We start from the raw sequence: 20,240 nt of genomic DNA, 5'->3' as shown, positions 1-20,240 counted from the left end.
GAATTTAGTCATGGCTATTTTGTATTACTTTAACACTCTTTCAAAAGGCCGTGCCGCATGGCTTCTGCTTTCTTTAACAGCTCTATTTTGCGAGTTATCTGCCCTTTTCTTCCAACATATTTTAAAACTTGATCCTTGTGTTATGTGTATCTATGAGCGTGTCGCAATGGCTGGGCTTATTTTTAGTGGCTTAATTGGTGCAATAGCTCCTTACTGGACTCGTTTTCCAGCTTTAATACTTTGGCTAGTCAGCTCAATTTGGGGCGCTCAACTGGCGTGGGAGCATGTGGGCTATCAGTTTGATCCATCACCATTTAATACCTGTGATATGTTCGTCACCTTCCCAGATTGGCTACCATTGAATCAATGGATGCCTAATATTTTTGAAGCAACAGGAAGCTGTAGTGATATTGTTTGGAATTTTGTTGGTTTATCTATGCCACAATGGTTACAGATCATCTTTTCAGTGTTTATTATTGCTGCAATTATCGTAACAATTTCACAGTTAACCTCTCGTCATTCGCAAAAATAACAAGAAAGCCCGTTCGTTTTCATCCACTGACTTTTTTAGTTAGCGAGATCTAAATTAACGGGCTTTATACCCTTCACACTGAAGAGGCTAGGCCTATACATAAAGAAAGGTGAGACAGCTTTAGCTCACTTTCCACCAGCTAGCAACGCCAATTATTTTAGGTATATTTGAGTGGAGATATAAGGAATTATTTACCACAGCACTGTTTGAACTTCTTACCACTACCACAAGGACAGGGATCGTTACGACCAATCTCTTTATAAGGATTAACGCTTTGTGCTTGAGCTGAACCAATAATTAACTCATCCGCAGCTTGTGCAACTTCATTAAGCATCATAGGGAGCTGCTGATAGAGTGTCGATAACTCAGGATAAGCAAACTCTGCGGCTTCCATTTGAGCAATCGTCCCCTCTTCATCCCACCACAACATAATTGTCATCATTAATGCCGATAGCATATTGGTCGTGCCATCACTGACGGATTTTTCATGCCACTCTGGCTCAACAAAAGGCCATACTAAGAGGAACCCTTCTGCAAACTCATTATGTTGAACTTCTAAAACCTCATTCAATGCTAACTCAGCAGGAAGCTGATACTCACCGACTTTTAATGCTTCATATTGAGCTTGAAGATGATCGATGATCGCACGATTTAGTTCTGGCGAAAGGCTCTCAGCCCCCTCAGTTAGCGCTGGTAGCCAAAGTTCTGGAACTAAAGGTGTTGGTGAGCAGTTTGCTGCTAATAACGCACCTTCTAGCTGAATGGCACTACACCCTTGCCATTGCTCTGGAAATTGATTAAACAAATTCATCTTTACTACTCCAAATGACTCTTACACTATTTATTTTTGCTCGTTAACTGTCTATACCTAAAATAATTGGCGTTGCTAGTAGGCGGCAAGTGAGAGGGGCCCCATGAGTATAGGTGTACTATATGATTAGGGCGAATAAGCGTAGCCAACAACCTAGCGACTTCAAGTATGAAGAGTATATCTAGTTAAAGCGAATGAACCTTGCCATTTTAGCTTTTTTTGCTCGTAACTACTATTGTATCCACTATACCCAAAATAATTGGAGTTGCTAGTAGGCGGCCAATGAGTGAGGCCCCATGAGTATAGGTGTACTATATGATTAGGGCGAACGAATGCAGCCAACAACCTAGCGACTTCAAGGATGAAGGGTATAAACCTTATTTAAACCTCTCACCTTTTTATTTTTCAGATCAAAACGAGAGAAGATTAATCAATGAAATAATCGTGACAATCTTTCTATTACTCACTAGAATCGCAGCTACTTTTTAGCCCCAATTGATTAATAACGGTAATATAGATAAATGCGAGTAATATTAGGTCCAATGGAGGGAGTGATTGACGCTTTAATGCGTGAACTTCTCACTGAGATAAATGACTATGATCTCTGCGTCACTGAATTTATCAGAATCGTTGATCAACGTCTGCCAACTCGAGTATTTAAACGCTTTTGCCCTGAATTAGATCATCACTGTCTGACCCCTTCAGGCACGCCAGTCCGTATTCAATTGTTAGGTCAAGATCCCATCTGGATGGCTGAGAATGCAGTTAAAGCATTGGAACTTGGATCTCATGGTATTGACCTTAACTTTGGTTGCCCGGCTAAAACCGTGAATAAAAATCGGGGCGGTGCCGCTCTACTTAAGGATCCTGAAGCGATCTATAACGTCATTCATTCAGCGAGAGAAGCCATTGGTAAAGAAGCGACGTTGAGCGCGAAAGTCCGCTTAGGTTGGGATGACCCCGCAGATGCTGAAGAGATATATGATGCAGTTGCCAATGCAGGTGCGTCTGAGATAGTTGTTCATGCTCGAACTAAGGAAGATGGCTACAAAGCCGAGAAAATTAAATGGGAGCGTCTTGGAGAGCTAAATAAAAACCAGCGTTTACCTTTAATCGCCAATGGTGAGATTTGGAACTATCAAGATGGCCAAAAATGCCAACAAATGACCAATTCTGAAGATTTAATGATCTGCCGTGGTGCCCTTGCAACGCCGAATCTAGGCAATGTAGTTAAAAATAATCAACCACCAATGAGTTGGTCTGAGCTGCTTGAATTGCTTGATAAGTATTCACAATATGAGCTTGCAGGCTATAAGAGCCTCTATTTCCCAAATCGCTTGAAACAGTGGTTATCTTACCTAAAACGTAGCTATCCAGAAGCTCATACGCTATTTTCCGATATTCGACGCTTAACGACTCAAGAAGCGATACTGCCAATTTTACAGCAGCATCGAGAGAAAAATAGCGATATCTAATTACTTTTTAATTAAATATTACTTATTCGGGTGGTTGATGATGTGATTTTCCCAATCAATCACCTCAATTTCATACACTGCTTTATTGCGGACAGACATACCTGCCGCATGCATCGCAGATTTTGAACCCGTGATCAGAGGGTGCCACTCAGGAAGCTCGCTACCCTCAGCAAGTAGACGGTAAGCACAGGTTTCAGGCAACCAGACAAATTCATCGATCTTATCTCGTGTTAGCTTTAAACACTCTTCTCCAGACTCAAAACGGTTAGGATAATCTTTGCATGAACAGGTTTTTAAATTGAGTAGGCTACAAGCAACATTGGTATAATAGATTTGATCGGTATCATCATCGATTAACTTATGAAGGCAGCACTTTCCACAGCCATCACAAAGGGATTCCCATTCAGAATCTGTCATTTGCTCTAAAGATTTTTGTTGCCAGAAAGGTGTGGTCATTGACGTGCTCTCATGAATTAACGTGTTCAAAGCGCCGTTATAACCATGATAGAGCAAAAGTGCAAGTGTAATTTATCAAGAAAGGTCACTCCTGCACTGATGTGGATTGCATTTCGTCGTTAGAATTTACTCAGGTGTATGCTCTGGACGACTAGTCAGGATTGAAATCATTGTTTGTGCATGTTCTGCTGCATCAATACCTAAATTAGTTAGATAACCGCCATCCTTTTCTGTCACTAGCCCTTTTTCAAAAAGACTCTCAACCGCTGCAACCATCTCTGGAGATGCGCTACTTCCAACTTTCAAACCTTGCTGACTATTATTGATATCAAACTTGATAAGAAGATTTAATTCGTCAATCATTTTATTGTTAAATGGCATCACATGTTCTCCGATTTATAGATTAACTTTAGCCTATCCCTATTTGGTTAGAAGTACAAATAGAAACATTGCGCCAGATAACAAAAAGCCGCTAAAGTTAGCGGCTTTGGTTATTATATCAGCACTCGCGACCTTGATTGGTCAATAAGTGATTAGCTATTTTCAATACCGACGATTAACCATGGTGCATTTGGCGCCAACAAATCACGCTCAAGATGCCAGATATCTTTAATACCTTCTTCCACTTTTTCTACCGTATCACGGTAACGACCAGAGAATTGGATACTCACTTGAGCAATACTTGTATCATGTTCAGCACGAACAAGCTCAGCATCAACAAACATCACTTCTGTATGTTGTTCACCTTCTAAGCTTTGACGCTCCTCTTTAAGGGCTGCAAATAGCTCAGGAGAGACATATTCTTGAATCGTATCAATCTGGTTAAAGTTCCATGCTCCTTGGATAATACGGTAATGTTCACGGGAACCATTAAGGAAAGCCGTTAGATCAAAACCAGGAGGCAGATTAAATGGAACATCACTGGCTGGTTGACCAAAGCCAGCTGAATTATTTTGTTGACCAAAACCGCCAGATGGCTGGTTAAAGTCGGCGTCTTTAGTATTGTTAAAGTCAGGCTGTTTGTATTGTTGCTGATTGCCGTGAGCGTATGCCTGCTTCTGTTGTCGCATTGAATCAAATTTCGCTCGATTCAGGTGCTTAAATAGTTTGAATAAAGCAAATGCAATTAGACCAAAGATCAGAATGTCCATGAATTGAATGCCATCAAACGCACCACCAAACATAGCAGCTAATAAGCTACCTGCCAGTAGACCGCCTAATAGACCACCGATTAACCCTTTCTTACTACTTGCTGGTTTCTGGGTTTTGCCATTTAAGCTTGACGTATTAGTCGTTTTAGCTGCTGGCGCAGGAGCTGTTTTAAAGCTCTTACCAAAAGACTTACCACCACCAAACTTTTTTGCATCTGCATGAGGAGTCGTCACAAAGACCAATGCCATAACGACGGTAAAGAGTGTAAGGAAACGCTTCATTAATTTTTAGCCCTGTAGTTAATATTTACACCTTAGATGCTAGTATCCTCAGCTCTAAAGTCAATTGTTTGCTTATTGTTAAATTGTAACTATATATTTTCTTTTTAAATATCACATTGCTGCGACAACCATTACTATTCACTTTCCTGACTAAAAAGCAATTTTTTCATTGGTAACTGTTAACCATCCAGCATATTATCTATTTTATTACACCTATTTCCTTACCCAGCTATCTTTTTTGAATAGGTACATTTTTCCCTTTAAGATGAAGGAATTTTATTATGAATAATGATAATCAGACTCACAGTCGAATTATTGGTTATCTTCTTTGGATTTTTGGTTTTACTGGCGCTCATCGTTTCTACTTCGGTAAACCAATAACGGGGACTTTATGGTTCTTTACCTTCGGGTTATTCGGAATCGGCTGGTTAATTGATATATTCTTAATCCCAGCGATGGATAGAGAAGCCGAATCACGTTTTGTTGCAGGGGAGATTGATTACAATATCGCGTGGTTATTGCTGGGGTTCTTAGGTATTTTAGGGATTCATCGTATGTATATGGGGAAATGGCTCTCTGGTATCTTATATTTATTCACCGGAGGCTTTTTCTTAATCGGTTGGTTAGTCGATTTCTGGACGTTAAATGATCAAGTTTCAATTAAAAATAACGAAAATCGATTTAACTAAATCAAGCCATTTACCAATCAAAAGTTTAAGTAGAAATATAAGGGTATTAGATGAGCAAAAAACAAGACAAAACACCTAAAAATAGCCACCAACACTACCACGCTCATCTCTATTTTGATCAGAAAACTCAAGATCACGCTAAAGAGTTACGTCATTTATCTGAAGAGATTTTTGGTTTAAAAGTGGGACGTTTTCATCAAAAATTAGTGGGACCACACCCTTGCTGGAGTTGTCAAATTGAATTTAATGCTGAAGATTTTGACCAATATATTGCATGGCTAGAAAGTCAGCGTCAGCAGTTATCTGTGCTTATTCATCCTGTGACCGGTGATGACCTAATAGATCACACAGATTATGCTTACTGGTTAGGCCAAGAGATCCCGCTCAATTTAGCGCTTTTCCGATAATAAGAAAAAATCTATACCTAACATAATTGGAGTTGCTAGTAAGCGACAAGCGAGTGAAGCCCCATGAGTATAGGCGTTCTATATGATTGGGGTGAACGAGCGACGCCAACGACCTAGCAGCTTCAAGTATGAGAAGTATAAAGATTAACGGACGCCTTGAATAATAATATTTCTTGGCGTCATCTCTCTTTGACAAAATGTTGCTAACGACACCTGATAGCCATGCTGCTGGAGATAATTAGCACGATCTAACGCTAGCCAGATCTCTAATGGTCGTCGGAAAAGTTGTCGAATTAACTCTATTTTATCGATTAATAATACTCGTTCTTCGCCAATTTTTAACCACTCTCCCACATCAATATCATCAGGAAGATCAATCCTCTTTTTCTCCGCAGCCCATTCGACAAACTCAGTAAAACCTCGAGTTAAAATTGCTTTAGGAAAACTCGGGACTGGCAGATAATCATCGCTTCCCGTTAGATGACGCTGCAAGCTATCAAAGCCAAGGCGAAAACTCAGTTCCAGTTCACGCTTTCGACGCACACCTGCGCCTGCGGTCACCGTCTCATGAAGCGGCATTTTAAGATCTAATTTAGATAACAATAATGGGCTCGCTTTAGCTAAATCACTCAATGGCTGATAATGACTGTCTTGAATTAAATGGTAACAGCAAGGTGAGATCGAAACCGCGAGAGTCTGCTTATCACAACAGTGTTGCAATAAGGTTTTATGAAGATCACCACAGGCATGAAGCGCAACGGCATGCTGGTTTGATTTAACATATTTTTTCGCGCTATCACTAAAAGCGTCAGCCTGAATAAAGTGCATTGGTAAAGCAAATTTATCCGCTAGTAACCTTCCCTCCTCACATAACACTTGTTGCCATTCAACACTATCAACCGACTGTTGAGAACTTGCCGCTAATACGCGTCCTAAATGACCTTTACCTGCACACCACTCAAGCCAAGGAGCTTGACGATATGAAAGTGCTTGATTGAAAGCGGTAATCTGTTGCCATTTTCGTCCCGGAATATTGCTATCTAAAAAACGAGGGATCGATTCATCTAATGATAATTTTTCTACTTCGGAGAGCTGCGATAGCTGATAAATAGCCATCGCATCTGGAATAAAAGTAGCTAACTGTTCCGCCAGCTTTTTTGGTTCATTAACTAACTCAGCAACATCATTTTCAGAAAGGCGTTCAAGCCACAGTGAGAGTTGAGGGTAACTTTGTAACCACGGTAACTCAGTCATAGCAAAAGGCTTTAATTGCCAAAGATCTCGATACTGAGTTAAATAGTTATCTAAGGCGGTAAACCACGGCTTAATATCCTGCACACTGTCTCTCTTTTTACGATAATACCCATCTTACTTGGGTGATATGACTAACTTTAACGTAGAGGAAGGTTAAGCGATGAGAATATTTCCATCGCTTCACTACAATCTCGCGCTAACATCACCTTCTCAATCTGATTTTTCGTTAAATGTGGTGCAAATTGAAAAATAAACTCATACATATAGGAGCGTAAATAAGTGCCACGACGAAAATAGAGGTAGGTGGTTGAAGGAGGGATTATATGGCTAGTATCAATAAAAACCAACTCCCCATGGTGGTCATCATTCACCGCCATATTGGCAATCAAACCAATTCCAACGCCAAGTTTAACGTACGTTTTGATCACTTCAGCATCTGTCGCAGTAAAAGCAAGATTCGGCTCTAATCCTTTATCTTTAAAGATACGATTCAATCCTTGGCTACTTTCAATACTAAATGCATAGGTAATCAGAGGATAATTAGCTAAATCCGTCAAGGTGATCCGCTTTTTCTTTGCCAGTGGGTGATTTTTTGTGACCACCAATGAACGACGCCACTGATAACAAGGCAACATCATGATCTCTTGGCTATTATCAATAATCTCTGTCGCTATCGCAAACTGCACTCGCCCTTTGGTCACTGAGTCTAAAATTTGTTTTGTTGTACCTTGATGCATATTAAGGCGAACATCAGGATACTTTGCTTTAAATACTTTAATGGTTTCAGGCAGTGCATAACGTGCTTGCGTATGAGTCGTTGAGATAGAGAGCTCACCTTGTTCTGGTGCAACTTCTTCTTCAGCAACTCGCTTAATACTGTCGACTTTTGCTAGAACTTCTCGCGCTAACTGGATCACTTTCTCACCAGACGCGGTCACTTCCGTTAGATGCTTTCCTGTTCGCATAAAGATCTCAATACCGAGCTCGTCTTCTAATATTTTTATCTGTTTGCTAATTCCAGGCTGCGAAGTAAACAAATGTTCTGCCGTTGTTGAGACATTTAGTTTATTATTACTCACTTCGACAATATAGCGTAACTGTTGTAGTTTCATTGATTACTCTCTGCTGTCCCTAACCAAATAGATGAGTACTCATTCGATATTAACCATCAATAAGAAAAAAACAATGACTAAAGCTGAATTACTTCAACCTATTCTGCAATTTCTTCAAGCACCTACGCCTGATCAATGGATTGACAAAGCGCGCCAACCAGAAAATCTTGCTGTCATTTTACAGGATCACCTACTCTGTGAACTTAAAGCGGCGCAAAGTGCGATGTTTTTAATCCGCAAATATGCCGTGGATGATGAAGGGAAACAGCAATTAGCGCAGTGGATTAAGCCTTATGAAGACTTTGCTTACAAATATATTGGTGACCTCAATACCTTGAAAGGAAAGAGCAATATTTCAAAAAAGATCACTGCAAGAACAGACTCCCCTTATAGCCAAGACCTGATCGATAAAATGGTGTTGCTGATCAAAGAAGAACTGCATCATTTTTATCAAGTCCTTGAGATCATGGATCGTAAAGCGATTCCTTATCAAGGTTTAAGTGCAGGACGCTATGCCAAAGGGTTGATCAAACAAGTTAAAACTTATGAACCTGATGCTTTAGTGGATAAATTAATTATCGGTGCTTTTATTGAGGCGCGTTCTTGTGAGCGTTTTGCAAAATTAGCCCCTTACTTAAGTGAAGATCTAGAGCGTTTTTATATCTCGTTACTACGTTCAGAAGCCCGTCATTACCAAGATTACCTGACATTAGCAGAACAAGTTGCGGGGAAAGATATTACAGAACGCATCAACCATTTTGCACAGGTTGAAGCCGAGTTGATCAGCGCACCAGATAGTGATTTTAAATTCCACAGCGGTTGTCCTATCGATGAGAGTATAAGCGCAGCAGATCAAATAACAGCAGAAGCTTAATCCCAAAATAAGACAACTTAGTGAGGCGAGGTAATGAAGATAGAGTGGCATCAAGCCTGTCAGTTAGAGCCGAGTTTACAAACACTCAACTCTTACTTTTCTGCGCCTCACTTATTATCACCAAGTGATCAGCACGCCACTTATTATCATCCTAAATATGCAGAACCACTTTCTGGTGGCCTCACTAATCGTTGTTGGCGCATTGATCTCCAAAAAAGCGATGAAGAAAACACCAATCAACACGTTATCTCTTTTGTGTGGCGCCCTCACTCAGCAATATTAACCGCTTTTGATATTTCAAGAACCCAAGAGTTTGAAATATTGAAACAACTTAGCGAACATTCAACTTTCCGAGCACCACGGCCACAACTGCTCAATAACCAAGGTTTACTCGTCGAGTGGATCATGGCTGAGACTGCATCAATAAATCCACATTCGTTGACTCTAACGTCTATAGTAAACACCATACCTTCTGTTGATGAGCAATTACAACTTTTGGCAAGATTACATCAAGTTAAATTGAATCCGCAAAATCAAGATCAGTTAAGACAATTTAGCTTTACCGATCGCGTCGACCATTATTGGCATCAACTAACTGAGAAGTATCAACAGACTCGTTTTTCAGATCTCTATCATGCCTACCGTCAACTCCCTTTTGAGATCGAATCTACCGCACTTTGTCATTTTGATTTAGGGGATCACAACTTAATTGCTCACCATAATAGATGGGTTGCTATCGATTGGGAGTACGCAGCCATTGCCGATCCTAAATTAGATTTAGCCATCACATTAAGTTTGCTTGATATTCCATTAGAAGAAGGTGTTGAGCGTTATTGTCACTTTGCTAAAATTGATGACTCACAATCTTGGATAAAAAAAGTCAATGCGTATCGCCCTCATCTTAATATGATGGTGATGCTCTGGTATTTAATTCATGCCGAGTTTTATCCTCAGCAAGAGGGGATTAAAATGGCCAACTATTTTGCCGACAAATACTCTTAAACTCTCTTATTCAACAATTGTCTCAGGTCTTTCATTAACAAATATTTTTAATTATACAAAATTATCTCTGAGAACAAAAATACACGAATCAAATTGAGATAATAGGTTAGCAATAAACATCAATCTTAATCTACTTTTAAAATTAATTATTTCGATAATAATGGAAATGCATAGATTAACTCAAATCCATATCAAGCCTATAATTCTACATATACTGAAATAAGAGGTTGATCACATGAGTCCTGAAATTATTGAAATGGCCAAAAGCGCCGGTCATATGTTCCTATTTTTAGCAACAGAATTAGTTATTTTATTTATCGCTGTCAGTTATTTAGTCGGCATCTTACAAGAGTTTCTTACCCCTAAAAAAATCCAATCAATCCTAAGCTCACGTAAAGGAAAAGGGGATATAGAAATAAAATAGGCTATTTGCATTTAAATATAATGAACTAAGCTCTTGATAATCATAAAGTTGATATCAAGAGCTTTTTTACAGCTACCCAACCAGTTTCCTATCTATTGATAAAGTGACATTTGCTGCTAATAATTTACTCTATACCTAAAATAATTGGCGTTGATAGTAGGCGAACGAATATAGCCAGCAACCTAGCAACTTCAAGTATGAAGGGTATACCTTATCAAAAATAAAGGATTATAAAGTGAGTGTGAAAATTGAATGTTTATTCGTTATTATCATGAGTACCTTACTGTTAATTACCGCTCAACTCTCTATCTATACCACTGCAATATCACTTAGCATCAGTTTTGTCGTGATCTTATTCGGATTAATGCTTTATATCTTAATCAACAATAGAGCTGTAACAACTATTTATGGCATAATTATTTTAATAAAGCTCAGTTATGCTTTGTATTACGGTTATCACCATGGCGTATTACAGACTCCGTTAAGAATGACAATTATCACCCTATTTTTTATGACCGTTTTGGGCCTTGCCACTTGGGCTAAGTTGAAGTTGTGGCGCAAACAACAATAAATAATCCTAGTTCCTCTTTTAATACTTAAAACTGATAGGCCGTTGGTTGTTGGTTGTTGGCGTTTGATTCTCTGACCGACGATAGGTAACGCTATTTATTTTAATAATATTCTTTATTTGAGAGATATAAAAAAACCACAACAAACGTTGTGGTTTCTTGTTAGTTATCAAAGAGAAGCCTTTTAATTACTTCTTCTTATCTTCACTTTTCTCTTCTTTAGGCTTTTTACGCTTATCGGTAATCTGCCATTTTCCATCAATAAATAGCCCAGTCCAACCACTTGGCTTACCATCGATCTCAGAACGAATATAGTTCTCTTTGGTTTTACGACTAAAGCGAACAACGCTATCTCGACCATCAGGATCCGCCAATGGAGCATCAGCTAAGTATTTAAACTTATCAGAGATACGATCTTTATACTGAGCAAGCTCTTTGACTAATGGTGCACGAGTTTCACGAGATTTAGGGAAGTTACTTGCCGCCATAAATAGGCCTGAAGCGCCATCTCGTAACACAAAATAAGCATCTGAGTTGCTACAAGGAAATTCAGGGAAGTGAACCGGATCTTCTTTTGGTGGAGCAACTTCACCATTTTTAAGGATCTTACGGGTATTTTTACACTCTTCACTGGTGCAATCCATGTACTTACCGAAACGGCCGTTTTTCAACACCATATCAGAACCACACTTATCACACTCAACCACAGGGCCATCATAGCCTTTTAGTTGGAACTCCCCTTTTTCGACGATATAGCCATCACAATCAGGGTTATTACCACAAACATGTAGCTTGCGTTCTTGGTCAATCAAATAAGCATCCATTGCGGTGCTACAAATTGGACAACGCTTTTTCGCTCTTAATGCCGCAGTTTCTACATCTTCTTCAAGAACATTAATAATTCCATCTTCATCACCTAAGTTGATGGTGGTCTTACAACGCTCTTTTGGTGGTAATGCATAACCAGAACAACCAAGGAATACCCCTGTTGTTGCAGTACGGATACCCATAGGACGAGAACAAGTTGGACACTCAATATCAGTGACAACGATATGATTTGGACGCATACCGCCTTCAGAGTCATCAAGTTCTGCTTTTTCTAACTCTTGGGTAAAATCAGTAAAGAAGTCATTTAATACCTCTTTCCATTTCTCACCGCCTTCAGCCACTGAATCTAAGTGACCTTCAAGGCGAGCCGTAAAATCAAAATCTAATAGATCTTCAAAACTTTCATTCAGACGATCGGTAACAATTTCACCCATCTTTTCGGCGTAAAAACGGCGTTGTTCAACTCGAACATAACCACGATCTTGAATGGTTGAGATTATGGCAGCATAGGTCGATGGACGACCAATTCCACGTTTCTCTAACTCTTTCACTAACGCCGCTTCAGTAAAACGTGCTGGTGGCTTAGTAAAGTGCTGTTTAGGATCGATAGTGAGCAGTGATAACTCTTCACCGACAGCAACATCAGGTAGAATGACATCATCGATTTTACCTAATGGACGTTGTACACGCGTCCAACCATCAAAACGTAAAATACGTCCTTTGGCTTTTAAGCTAAAGTCATCCGCACTCACTGTAATCGTACTTGAATCGTATTTCGCAGGAACCATCTGACAGGCGACAAACTGATTCCAAATTAACTGGTACAGTTTATGGGCATCGGGATCCATGCTCAGTAAGTCACGCTCAAGAACAGCAACATCTGAAGGACGAATCGCTTCGTGCGCCTCTTGGGCATTTTTTTTGCTACCGTATACGATCTTATCTTTTGGCAGATAGTTATTGCCGTAGTTGTCAGCAATATACTCTCTAGCAGCCTCTACAGCCTCAACATTCAAGTTAGTTGAGTCTGTACGCATATAAGTGATGTAACCGCCCTCATAGAGGCGCTGAGCTAACATCATGGTCTTTTTCACCCCATACCCTAAACGAGTACTAGCTGCTTGTTGCAGTGTTGAGGTGATAAAAGGAGCAGAAGGCTTACTTTGAGTCGGGCGATCTTCACGCTTTGCAACTTTGTAAGTGGCATTTTCTAACAACGCAACCGCAGCATCAGCTTCCGCTTTACTGGTCGGCTTAAATGGATTACCCGCCTGCTTTTTTACTTGCAGGCGAAGATCATCTTGCGCCGTTTTTAGATCAGTATGAACATCCCAGAATTCTTCAGGAATAAACGCATTGATTTCACGTTCACGCTCAACCAACAGTTTAACTGCGACAGATTGAACTCGACCCGCTGATAATCCTCGCGCCACTTTTTTCCAAAGCAGTGGCGAAACCATAAAACCAACAACACGATCTAGAAAACGTCGAGCTTGTTGTGCATCCACCATAAATTGGTTTAGTTCACCGGGAGTTTCGAAAGCTTGAGTGATCGCATTTTTAGTTATTTCGTTAAAAACAACACGTTTGTAGCGCGACTCATCTCCACCAATGATCTCTTTCAGATGCCATGCAATTGCTTCCCCTTCTCTATCCAAATCGGTTGCGAGATAGATATAGTCGGCTTTTTCAGCAAGTGCTTGTAATTCGTTAACGACTTTCTCTTTGCCTGGTAATACTTCGTATTTGGCATTCCAATCGTTATAAGGGTCAACTCCCATTTTATTAATTAGAGATTTGCGGTCTTTCTCTTTTTTAATTCGAGCTTTTTCTTCAGGACTCATCCCTGCTGTTGAAATAGCAGGCGCTTTTTTTCCGTTGCTACGAGAACCCGTAGGTAAATCACGGACATGACCGACGCTTGATTTAACAACGAAGTCTTTACCAAGGTACTTATTTATCGTTTTAGCCTTAGCTGGAGACTCCACAATAACTAGAGATTTTCCCATAGTGACTCTCAATTATCCTCGTATTCACATCAAAAAAGTAAGTTAACTATTAAACAGTTTAAACTTGTCGTTATACCGTAGAGGTATCGTATCTCTAATATAATATTGAGCCTGTAGCCAATAAGGTCAACCTGTTTTTATAAATAAATATCTAACTGTTGCTGTTTTATCCAATAATCACGACAAAGTGAGCATAATTAACACTTATCAACAAGATGAGTCGACTACAAATAAAAACAATCAGTTACAAATCATTCTTGTGTCATCCATCGTGGTTTAACGGGCATTTTTATTAATAATCTAAATTAATCAATAAAAATGAAAATTTAATTTCTCATCTTGCTCATCATTATGAAACGGGTAAAATATATTCATTATGGTTAATTAAGTATGGTATTCCTAATGAGCAAACAAGCTATTTCATCACAAGATTTATTAATGATCGCAAACCAATTAATCCAAGATCACGACGCTTATATAGAGGGAATGAGAACAACCTCTGTTGAAGAAAAAGAGGGTGTTCTCGTCTTTAAAGGCGAATATTTTTTAGACGCGGAAGGCTTACCAACCATGCAAACAACCGCCGTATTTAATATGTTTAAGTTTTTAGCACATAAACTTTCACCTGAATTTACGATTAAATAAATAGATTCATTGATAGAAATTACAGGTTAAAATTTATCGAAGAACAGCCATTTAATCACAAATAGAAAAGGAGCTATTTCAGCTCCTTTTTTCATTTAATGTATACTTTTTTCACACTACATAAATGGGCGTTGACCACGACTAATCCACTTAAGTAAAACCGTATCAACCACTTCCGAACCAACTCCAGCTAACTTTTCAGTCAGCTTTTTAGGTTGCTGATAATTAACACTTAAAACCTCACGATCTTGGCACGCTTTAATCAAGAAATCATCGCTGGTATTAATCTCATCAACTAAACCTAAATCCGCAGCTTGAGTACCAAACCAATGCTCACCTGTCGCGACTTTTTCCAGATCTAAAGCAGGACGATTTTGATGAATAAAGTCTTTAAAAAGTACATGAGTCTCTTCTAACTCTAACTGGAATTTTTCACGGGCTTTATCGGTATTTTTACCAAACATCGTTAACGTTCGCTTATACTCACCGGCAGTTAATTGTTCAAACTCAATATTATTTTTCTTTAATAGCTTACTGAAGTTCGGTAATTGAGCAACAACCCCAATCGAACCGACAATAGCAAAAGGTGCTGAGATAATATGATCGGCAACACAGGCCATCATATAACCACCACTCGCTGCGACTTTATCAACAGAGATAGTCAACTTGATATTTGCGTCACGTAAACGTTGAAGTTGAGATGAAGCAAGACCGTAACCATGCACCATACCACCGCCACTCTCTAAACGAACAAGCACTTCATCATCAGCAATCGCAACCGCAAGGATAGCACTCACTTCTTCTCGTAGTTCAGTGACTTCGCGAGCGTCAATACTGCCTTTAAAATCTAACACAAACAGGCGAGGTTTGCGGCTATCACTCAGATTCCCCGCTTTTGCTGCCTTTTTAATTTCCGCTTCTTTTTGTTTATTTTGCTCTTTTTCTGCTTTTTTCTCGGCTTTCTCTTTCGCTTTTAAATGCGCTTTATCATAAAGATGCTCTTCAAGCTGTTCAACACGATCTTTATATTGTTCGGTTAAGTTTTTAACTTTTAACTCGCCTTTACTACCACCAGACTTACCACCGACAATTTTAACTAACACAATTGTGCCAACTATTGCGATGACAAAGGTAATAATTTTGGCTAAAAATAGTCCATATCCACTAATAAATTCCAATGTTGTCTCCTGTTAATGATCAACGTCTGCTCTAAAATAAAAGCAGAAAAACTGACGTAAGCTTATTTTATCGACAGTTTTCTATTATTTATACTCAAAGTAATTGAAACTGCTAATAGGCGGTAAGTGAATAAGGCCCCATAAACATAACGGTACTATGTCATTGGAACGGATGCTGGCAACAACCGAGCAGATTCAACTAAAAAGGGTATTTACCTGCCATTGTAACCATCTTCTTAGCTTCTTCGCTACGATAATCTATCAGATACTCGCAACTGAGCCCAATTTCAGTATAAAATAGAGGTTAATCTCCCATTAATAAGGAAAATAAAGGTGAATTATCAAGTTGCAACAGACTGTTTAGCAGGAAAAATTATCTTAGTCACTGGCGCGGGTGATGGGATTGGAAGAGAAGCGGCATTACAGTACGCTAAACATGGCGCAACGGTGATCTTGCTAGGTCGTACCGTAGCAAAATTAGAAGCAGTTTATGATGAGATTATCGCATTAAATTTACCTCAGCCAGCAATTATTCCTCTTGATTTAATGGGAGCAACGGCTCAAAACTATATCGATATGGCGGATACCATTGAAGGTCAATTTGGTCATTTAGATGGTGTGCTTCACAATGCCGGACTTTTAGGCACACTGGAACCTTTCGAACAGATCGATGAAAAAACCTTTGATGAGTTAATGCAGGTCAATGTTAAAGCTGAATTTTTAATGACTAAAGCACTGCTTCCATTAATTCGCCAATCAACCAATGGTCGTATTATTTTTACCACCTCAACGGTGGGTCATATTGGTCGTGCTTTTTGGGGAACTTACGCAATTTCTAAATTTGCGGTTGAAGGAATGATGCAAGTTTTAGCGGATGAATTAAGTGATACCAATATTCGAGTTAATGCGATCAACCCTGGCGGCACTCGTACCAAAATGCGCGCTCAAGCTTTCCCTGCTGAAGATCCAGGTTTACTATTAACCGCTGCAGATTTGATGCCTCTTTATCTATTCCTGATGGCACCAGAGAGCCAAGAGGTGAATGGACTCTGTATTGATGCACAACCGAAAAAGTAACCTATGATTTTGATGTTAATCTAAATACTATTTTAATCATAAAACGTTTATTCGTTTGACTATACCTAAAATAATTAGCGTTGTTAGTATGTTAGTAGGCGGCAAATGAGTGAGGCCCCATGAGTATAGGTGTACTATATGATTGGGGCGAACGAGTGCAGCCAACAACCTAGCGACTTCAAGTATGAAGAATATAGTTACTAACTTCTTTTACAATATTGGAGTATTCTCTTATCCAAACTTATTAATCTAAGTATATTCTCATTAGGGAAATCTATTTTATTTTCATACACGCCATAAATATCCGCATACTCTACCTTCATATCATTAATAAAATAATTAAAAGTATCAGAAATAACATAATACATTATATCTTTATAATTTGACTCGAACAAAATGCCTCTATCTTTCAATTCCCAGTCACCTTTAAAAGTCAAGCCATACTCACCATTAAAATCATCATCTGCAAAGGTGTATTTTGCATTATAAATAAATGTCCCATCAATTAAAAACTCTTGAGTCGCATTAATGGTAAGAACCTCTGAATATTTAGACTGGCACTCCCAACTACCTAATAATTTATTTTAATACTCATTATGGCTATATTGTTCACAACCAGATAAAAATATAATCACTGAAAAAATTAAACATTTAGTAGCATATGAGCGATTACTGATCGTCCTTATCAAAGTAATAGTTATAAACATTTTTTCTATTATTTCCTCCCTTACAATTGGCGTTATCACCAATAGAATATGAATACGATATATCTTCTATTGGCGCTGACTCAACCATAATTGAAACTTTATTACCACAAATTGAAAATTCATTATGAAACGCACCAGACAAGTGACCAGACTCATGCTCAAGAATATGATCATCAGCATTAGCATCAATTATAATAGAGTAAGGGTACACCGTCGGTTTTGTATAGCCAAGGAGTTCACTTTCATCTGATAAATCCATAATATAGACCATTAAACTCCACTTAGATAACAATATAAATTTCTCATCTTTAATTTCATCCATTAATAGGAAACCAATAGATGGATTTCTCTTATTTACATAATCACTAATACTATTTTCATTAAAATAAATACTATTAACTCTTTTATGTATAGGTATACAAGAATTAGACAGTATATCGTTTGATGTTCTTAACCATAAATTTACTTTCTCTAATACTTCTACATTATTTAAACCATCGTCAACTATAAAGTTTAAATTAACAATTTCTTTCGTGTTATTGCAATAATTATTTAAGGTATTACCTTTTAACTCATCAACACCTGAAAATAAAAAAAGGAGAAATAAAAAAGCACCTCTATTAATATGACTCCACATATACCCACCTATTTTTTATATTACACTACCGAATAACTCGCTATACACTTCATACTTTAAGCGACTAGGTTGTTGGCTATATTTGTTCCCCCCTATCATATCTTCTACCTATACTCATAGAAACTCACTTATTTACCGACTACTAGCAACTGCAATTATTTTAGGTATAGATGTAATTAATGCATAGATTTAATATAATAAAAAGTAAAAAACATGAATTATTAATATTTATGCTTAATATCTCAATTTCAATACGAGCTACCAGACTGAACATACTATGATAAAAAATAGACAAAAAAATAGCCAATACTGATTAACTAATCTTAGTTAAAAATGTATTGGCTATCTTAATTCACCTAATCAGAACAGCGAATTATGCTTGTCCTGCACGGCTCTTCGGTTTATTCGAAGGCTTACGACGATTCGTTGACTTAGGTTTTGCTGCTACAGCTTGTCCACGACGTGCTGTACGCTGCTTATCTTTCTTATTACGTCCTGATTTCTCAGAATCAACGCGTTCTTCATGACGACGTACCGCACGGCGGATCTGTTGAACACTACGTTTCTTACGCTGATCTTTACGCTCAATTAGCATCGTTTCAGTTTCATCAGGTAATTCAACTAACCCACGTAAGTAGTTCACATCAGGAAGCTCTAACTCTTTCCAACCACCACGAGGAAGCTCGCTGTTTAGGAAAATATTACCGTAACGAACACGTTTTAGACGGCTTACTGTTACACCTTGAGATGCCCATAAACGACGAACTTCGCGGTTACGACCTTCTGCAATCACAACGTAGAAAGTGTGGTTCATTCCTTCACCACCCGCATAAACCACATCTTCGAAGCGACCTACACCATCTTCCAATTCAACACCTTTAACGAGGTTTTGAACCATTTTATCGTTGATTTCACCAAATACACGAACCATATATTCACGTTGAATTTGATTTTTTGGGTGCATTAAGCGATTAGCTAGTTCACCATCGGTAGTAAATAACAGTAGACCACCGGTATTAGCATCAAGACGACCAACAGAGATCCAACGAGAATCTTTCATGTGTGGTAAACGATCAAAAACGGTACGACGACCTTCTGGATCGTTACGAGTACAAAGCTCACCTTCAGGCTTATTGTACGCTAAGACACGACAAACTTGTTCAGCGCTACCACCAAGGTTGACATTGTGCCCATCAATACGAACTTGGACATGAATATTTTCTAAACGATCGCCCAACTTAGCCACTTGACCATCGACAATAATACGACCTTTTTGGATCATATCTTCAATTTCACGGCGAGAACCATGTCCTGCTCGTGCTAATACTTTATGTAATTTTTCGCTCATTTTTAGACCTTTGTCGCCTTCACAGGCGTCGAAAACCATTCACTGTCAGTGGATTACTTCAATTAGCATCCACTAACTCATATAGATTAATCAGATATTTCGTGATTAGAATCACATTATCTCATTAAAAGCGTTAATTCTCTACTATAAAAATGGGGCTGTATCACCCGCACCTTCTCGTAAAATCTCAATTCCATCTTCACTAAAGTCGATAACCGTTGTCGGTTGCTGACCTAAATACCCACCATTAAGGATGACATCAACGACATTATCCAGCTGATCACGAATATCTTCAGGGTCTGACTCTGCAAAATCATTGCCAGGCAGAATCAAGGTTGTCGACATTAATGGCTCACCGAGGGCTTCTAATAATGCTAACGCAATAGCATTATCTGGAACTCGAATACCAATCGTTTTACGTTTAGGATTTAATAGACGACGCGGCACCTCTTTCGTTCCTTTCAAAATAAACGTATAAGCACCGGGGGTATTATTACGGATTAATCTGAACGCATCATTATCAACCCGTGAATAAAGTGATAACTCTGATAAATCTCGACATAGCAGAGTAAAGTTATGTTTGTCATCTAACTTTCTAATTCGACAAATACGCTCTAGTGCTGACTTATTTCCCATCTGGCAGCCAAGAGCATACCCAGAATCGGTTGGGTAAATAACAACACCACCATTACGAATAATCGCAACCGCTTGGTTAATTAAGCGAACTTGTGGTGTTTCAGGGTGTACATAAAAAAACTGACTCATATTTCCTC

The 20,240-nt window shown here is 38.7% G+C and carries 20 protein-coding genes and 1 pseudogene; 10 read left to right on the top strand and 11 right to left on the bottom strand.

Annotated features, from left to right (window positions below; translation table 11 throughout):
* Positions 1–10 precede the first annotated feature (10 nt).
* Complete coding sequence (gene dsbB, locus L0B53_RS10325) at positions 11–532, top strand: disulfide bond formation protein DsbB (RefSeq protein WP_235061959.1); 522 nt, start codon at positions 11–13, stop codon at positions 530–532.
* Between the two features lie 187 nt (positions 533–719).
* Here the strand turns inward: dsbB and L0B53_RS10320 are convergent, their stop codons facing one another.
* The gene (locus L0B53_RS10320) at positions 720–1,343 is read right to left on the bottom strand and encodes a UPF0149 family protein (RefSeq protein ID WP_235061958.1); all 624 of its coding nucleotides are present in this window, start codon (positions 1,341–1,343) and stop codon (positions 720–722) included.
* A gap of 521 nt (positions 1,344–1,864) precedes the next feature.
* On the opposite strand from L0B53_RS10320, the gene dusC reads away from it, so the two are divergent.
* Entirely contained in the window at positions 1,865–2,818 is a 954-nt protein-coding gene (gene dusC, locus L0B53_RS10315) for a tRNA dihydrouridine(16) synthase DusC (RefSeq protein WP_235061957.1), read from the top strand.
* 18 nt (positions 2,819–2,836) lie between these two features.
* Here dusC and L0B53_RS10310 read toward each other — a convergent pair whose 3' ends face one another.
* From L0B53_RS10310 to L0B53_RS10300, 3 genes are all read right to left on the bottom strand, one after another.
* Complete coding sequence (locus L0B53_RS10310) at positions 2,837–3,274, bottom strand: YcgN family cysteine cluster protein (protein ID WP_235061956.1); 438 nt, start codon at positions 3,272–3,274, stop codon at positions 2,837–2,839.
* A 126-nt stretch (positions 3,275–3,400) separates the two neighbouring features.
* The gene (locus tag L0B53_RS10305; RefSeq protein WP_235061955.1) at positions 3,401–3,655 is read right to left on the bottom strand and encodes a TIGR02647 family protein; all 255 of its coding nucleotides are present in this window, start codon (positions 3,653–3,655) and stop codon (positions 3,401–3,403) included.
* Between the two features lie 152 nt (positions 3,656–3,807).
* Positions 3,808–4,707, bottom strand: coding sequence for a Tim44 domain-containing protein (locus L0B53_RS10300; protein WP_235061954.1), 900 nt, complete (start codon positions 4,705–4,707; stop codon positions 3,808–3,810).
* A gap of 281 nt (positions 4,708–4,988) precedes the next feature.
* On the opposite strand from L0B53_RS10300, the gene L0B53_RS10295 reads away from it, so the two are divergent.
* Positions 4,989–5,396, top strand: coding sequence for a TM2 domain-containing protein (locus L0B53_RS10295; RefSeq protein WP_235061953.1), 408 nt, complete (start codon positions 4,989–4,991; stop codon positions 5,394–5,396).
* A 50-nt stretch (positions 5,397–5,446) separates the two neighbouring features.
* Entirely contained in the window at positions 5,447–5,803 is a 357-nt protein-coding gene (locus L0B53_RS10290; protein WP_235061952.1) for a DOPA 4,5-dioxygenase family protein, read from the top strand.
* 144 nt (positions 5,804–5,947) lie between these two features.
* Here L0B53_RS10290 and L0B53_RS10285 read toward each other — a convergent pair whose 3' ends face one another.
* The gene (locus L0B53_RS10285; RefSeq protein WP_235061951.1) at positions 5,948–7,141 is read right to left on the bottom strand and encodes a methyltransferase; all 1,194 of its coding nucleotides are present in this window, start codon (positions 7,139–7,141) and stop codon (positions 5,948–5,950) included.
* Between the two features lie 53 nt (positions 7,142–7,194).
* Positions 7,195–8,169 carry an HTH-type transcriptional regulator CysB gene (gene cysB / locus L0B53_RS10280; RefSeq protein WP_235061950.1) on the bottom strand — a complete coding sequence of 325 codons (975 nt, stop codon included), beginning with the start codon at positions 8,167–8,169 and terminating at the stop codon, positions 7,195–7,197.
* A 73-nt stretch (positions 8,170–8,242) separates the two neighbouring features.
* Here cysB and miaE point away from each other — a divergent pair, with 73 nt between their 5' ends.
* The 4 genes and pseudogenes from miaE (at position 8,243) to L0B53_RS10260 (ending at position 11,040) form a co-directional block, all read left to right on the top strand.
* Complete coding sequence (miaE, locus tag L0B53_RS10275; RefSeq protein ID WP_235061949.1) at positions 8,243–9,043, top strand: tRNA isopentenyl-2-thiomethyl-A-37 hydroxylase MiaE; 801 nt, start codon at positions 8,243–8,245, stop codon at positions 9,041–9,043.
* A 33-nt stretch (positions 9,044–9,076) separates the two neighbouring features.
* On the top strand, positions 9,077–10,045 hold the full coding sequence (locus tag L0B53_RS10270; RefSeq protein WP_235061948.1) for a phosphotransferase: 969 nt from the start codon (positions 9,077–9,079) through the stop codon (positions 10,043–10,045).
* Between the two features lie 235 nt (positions 10,046–10,280).
* A pseudogene (locus tag L0B53_RS10265) lies at positions 10,281–10,451 on the top strand (permease); the annotation flags it as partial.
* A gap of 253 nt (positions 10,452–10,704) precedes the next feature.
* Complete coding sequence (locus L0B53_RS10260; protein WP_235061947.1) at positions 10,705–11,040, top strand: hypothetical protein; 336 nt, start codon at positions 10,705–10,707, stop codon at positions 11,038–11,040.
* A gap of 186 nt (positions 11,041–11,226) precedes the next feature.
* Here L0B53_RS10260 and topA read toward each other — a convergent pair whose 3' ends face one another.
* On the bottom strand, positions 11,227–13,875 hold the full coding sequence (gene topA / locus L0B53_RS10255) for a type I DNA topoisomerase (RefSeq protein ID WP_235061946.1): 2,649 nt from the start codon (positions 13,873–13,875) through the stop codon (positions 11,227–11,229).
* Positions 13,876–14,277: 402 nt separating this feature from the next.
* On the opposite strand from topA, the gene L0B53_RS10250 reads away from it, so the two are divergent.
* Entirely contained in the window at positions 14,278–14,520 is a 243-nt protein-coding gene (locus tag L0B53_RS10250) for a DUF2498 family protein (protein WP_409202828.1), read from the top strand.
* Between the two features lie 116 nt (positions 14,521–14,636).
* Here L0B53_RS10250 and sohB read toward each other — a convergent pair whose 3' ends face one another.
* The gene (sohB, locus tag L0B53_RS10245; RefSeq protein WP_235061944.1) at positions 14,637–15,698 is read right to left on the bottom strand and encodes a protease SohB; all 1,062 of its coding nucleotides are present in this window, start codon (positions 15,696–15,698) and stop codon (positions 14,637–14,639) included.
* A 333-nt stretch (positions 15,699–16,031) separates the two neighbouring features.
* Between sohB and L0B53_RS10240 the strand changes: the two genes are divergently transcribed.
* Entirely contained in the window at positions 16,032–16,775 is a 744-nt protein-coding gene (locus tag L0B53_RS10240) for a YciK family oxidoreductase (protein WP_235061943.1), read from the top strand.
* 669 nt (positions 16,776–17,444) lie between these two features.
* Here L0B53_RS10240 and L0B53_RS10235 read toward each other — a convergent pair.
* The 3 genes from L0B53_RS10235 to L0B53_RS10225 all read right to left on the bottom strand — a co-directional run bounded on the left by L0B53_RS10235 (position 17,445) and on the right by L0B53_RS10225 (position 20,232).
* On the bottom strand, positions 17,445–18,119 hold the full coding sequence (locus tag L0B53_RS10235; protein WP_235061942.1) for a hypothetical protein: 675 nt from the start codon (positions 18,117–18,119) through the stop codon (positions 17,445–17,447).
* Positions 18,120–18,492: 373 nt separating this feature from the next.
* Positions 18,493–19,467: a 23S rRNA pseudouridine(2605) synthase RluB gene (rluB, locus tag L0B53_RS10230; protein WP_235061941.1), complete on the bottom strand. Its 975-nt coding sequence runs from the start codon at positions 19,465–19,467 to the stop codon at positions 18,493–18,495.
* A 144-nt stretch (positions 19,468–19,611) separates the two neighbouring features.
* Positions 19,612–20,232: an L-threonylcarbamoyladenylate synthase gene (locus tag L0B53_RS10225; protein WP_235061940.1), complete on the bottom strand. Its 621-nt coding sequence runs from the start codon at positions 20,230–20,232 to the stop codon at positions 19,612–19,614.
* Positions 20,233–20,240: the final 8 nt, after the last annotated feature.

It is taken from the genome of Vibrio sp. SS-MA-C1-2 (genome assembly GCF_021513135.1).
Classification (GTDB): Bacteria; Pseudomonadota; Gammaproteobacteria; order Enterobacterales; family Vibrionaceae.
This window is presented reverse-complemented; position numbering and strand designations above follow the sequence as displayed.

Coding starts and splice junctions, on each gene's coding strand:
- L0B53_RS10290 (WP_235061952.1), top strand. CDS start 5,447: ATGAGCAAAAAACAAGACAAAACACCTAAAAATAGCCACCAACACTAC.
- cysB (WP_235061950.1), bottom strand. CDS start 8,169: ATGAAACTACAACAGTTACGCTATATTGTCGAAGTGAGTAATAATAAA.
- L0B53_RS10250 (WP_409202828.1), top strand. CDS start 14,278: ATGAGCAAACAAGCTATTTCATCACAAGATTTATTAATGATCGCAAAC.
- L0B53_RS10305 (WP_235061955.1), bottom strand. CDS start 3,655: ATGCCATTTAACAATAAAATGATTGACGAATTAAATCTTCTTATCAAG.
- L0B53_RS10295 (WP_235061953.1), top strand. CDS start 4,989: ATGAATAATGATAATCAGACTCACAGTCGAATTATTGGTTATCTTCTT.
- L0B53_RS10320 (WP_235061958.1), bottom strand. CDS start 1,343: ATGAATTTGTTTAATCAATTTCCAGAGCAATGGCAAGGGTGTAGTGCC.
- rluB (WP_235061941.1), bottom strand. CDS start 19,467: ATGAGCGAAAAATTACATAAAGTATTAGCACGAGCAGGACATGGTTCT.
- dusC (WP_235061957.1), top strand. CDS start 1,865: ATGCGAGTAATATTAGGTCCAATGGAGGGAGTGATTGACGCTTTAATG.
- L0B53_RS10225 (WP_235061940.1), bottom strand. CDS start 20,232: ATGAGTCAGTTTTTTTATGTACACCCTGAAACACCACAAGTTCGCTTA.
- miaE (WP_235061949.1), top strand. CDS start 8,243: ATGACTAAAGCTGAATTACTTCAACCTATTCTGCAATTTCTTCAAGCA.
- L0B53_RS10270 (WP_235061948.1), top strand. CDS start 9,077: ATGAAGATAGAGTGGCATCAAGCCTGTCAGTTAGAGCCGAGTTTACAA.
- L0B53_RS10300 (WP_235061954.1), bottom strand. CDS start 4,707: ATGAAGCGTTTCCTTACACTCTTTACCGTCGTTATGGCATTGGTCTTT.
- L0B53_RS10235 (WP_235061942.1), bottom strand. CDS start 18,119: ATGTGGAGTCATATTAATAGAGGTGCTTTTTTATTTCTCCTTTTTTTA.
- topA (WP_235061946.1), bottom strand. CDS start 13,875: ATGGGAAAATCTCTAGTTATTGTGGAGTCTCCAGCTAAGGCTAAAACG.
- L0B53_RS10310 (WP_235061956.1), bottom strand. CDS start 3,274: ATGACCACACCTTTCTGGCAACAAAAATCTTTAGAGCAAATGACAGAT.
- dsbB (WP_235061959.1), top strand. CDS start 11: ATGGCTATTTTGTATTACTTTAACACTCTTTCAAAAGGCCGTGCCGCA.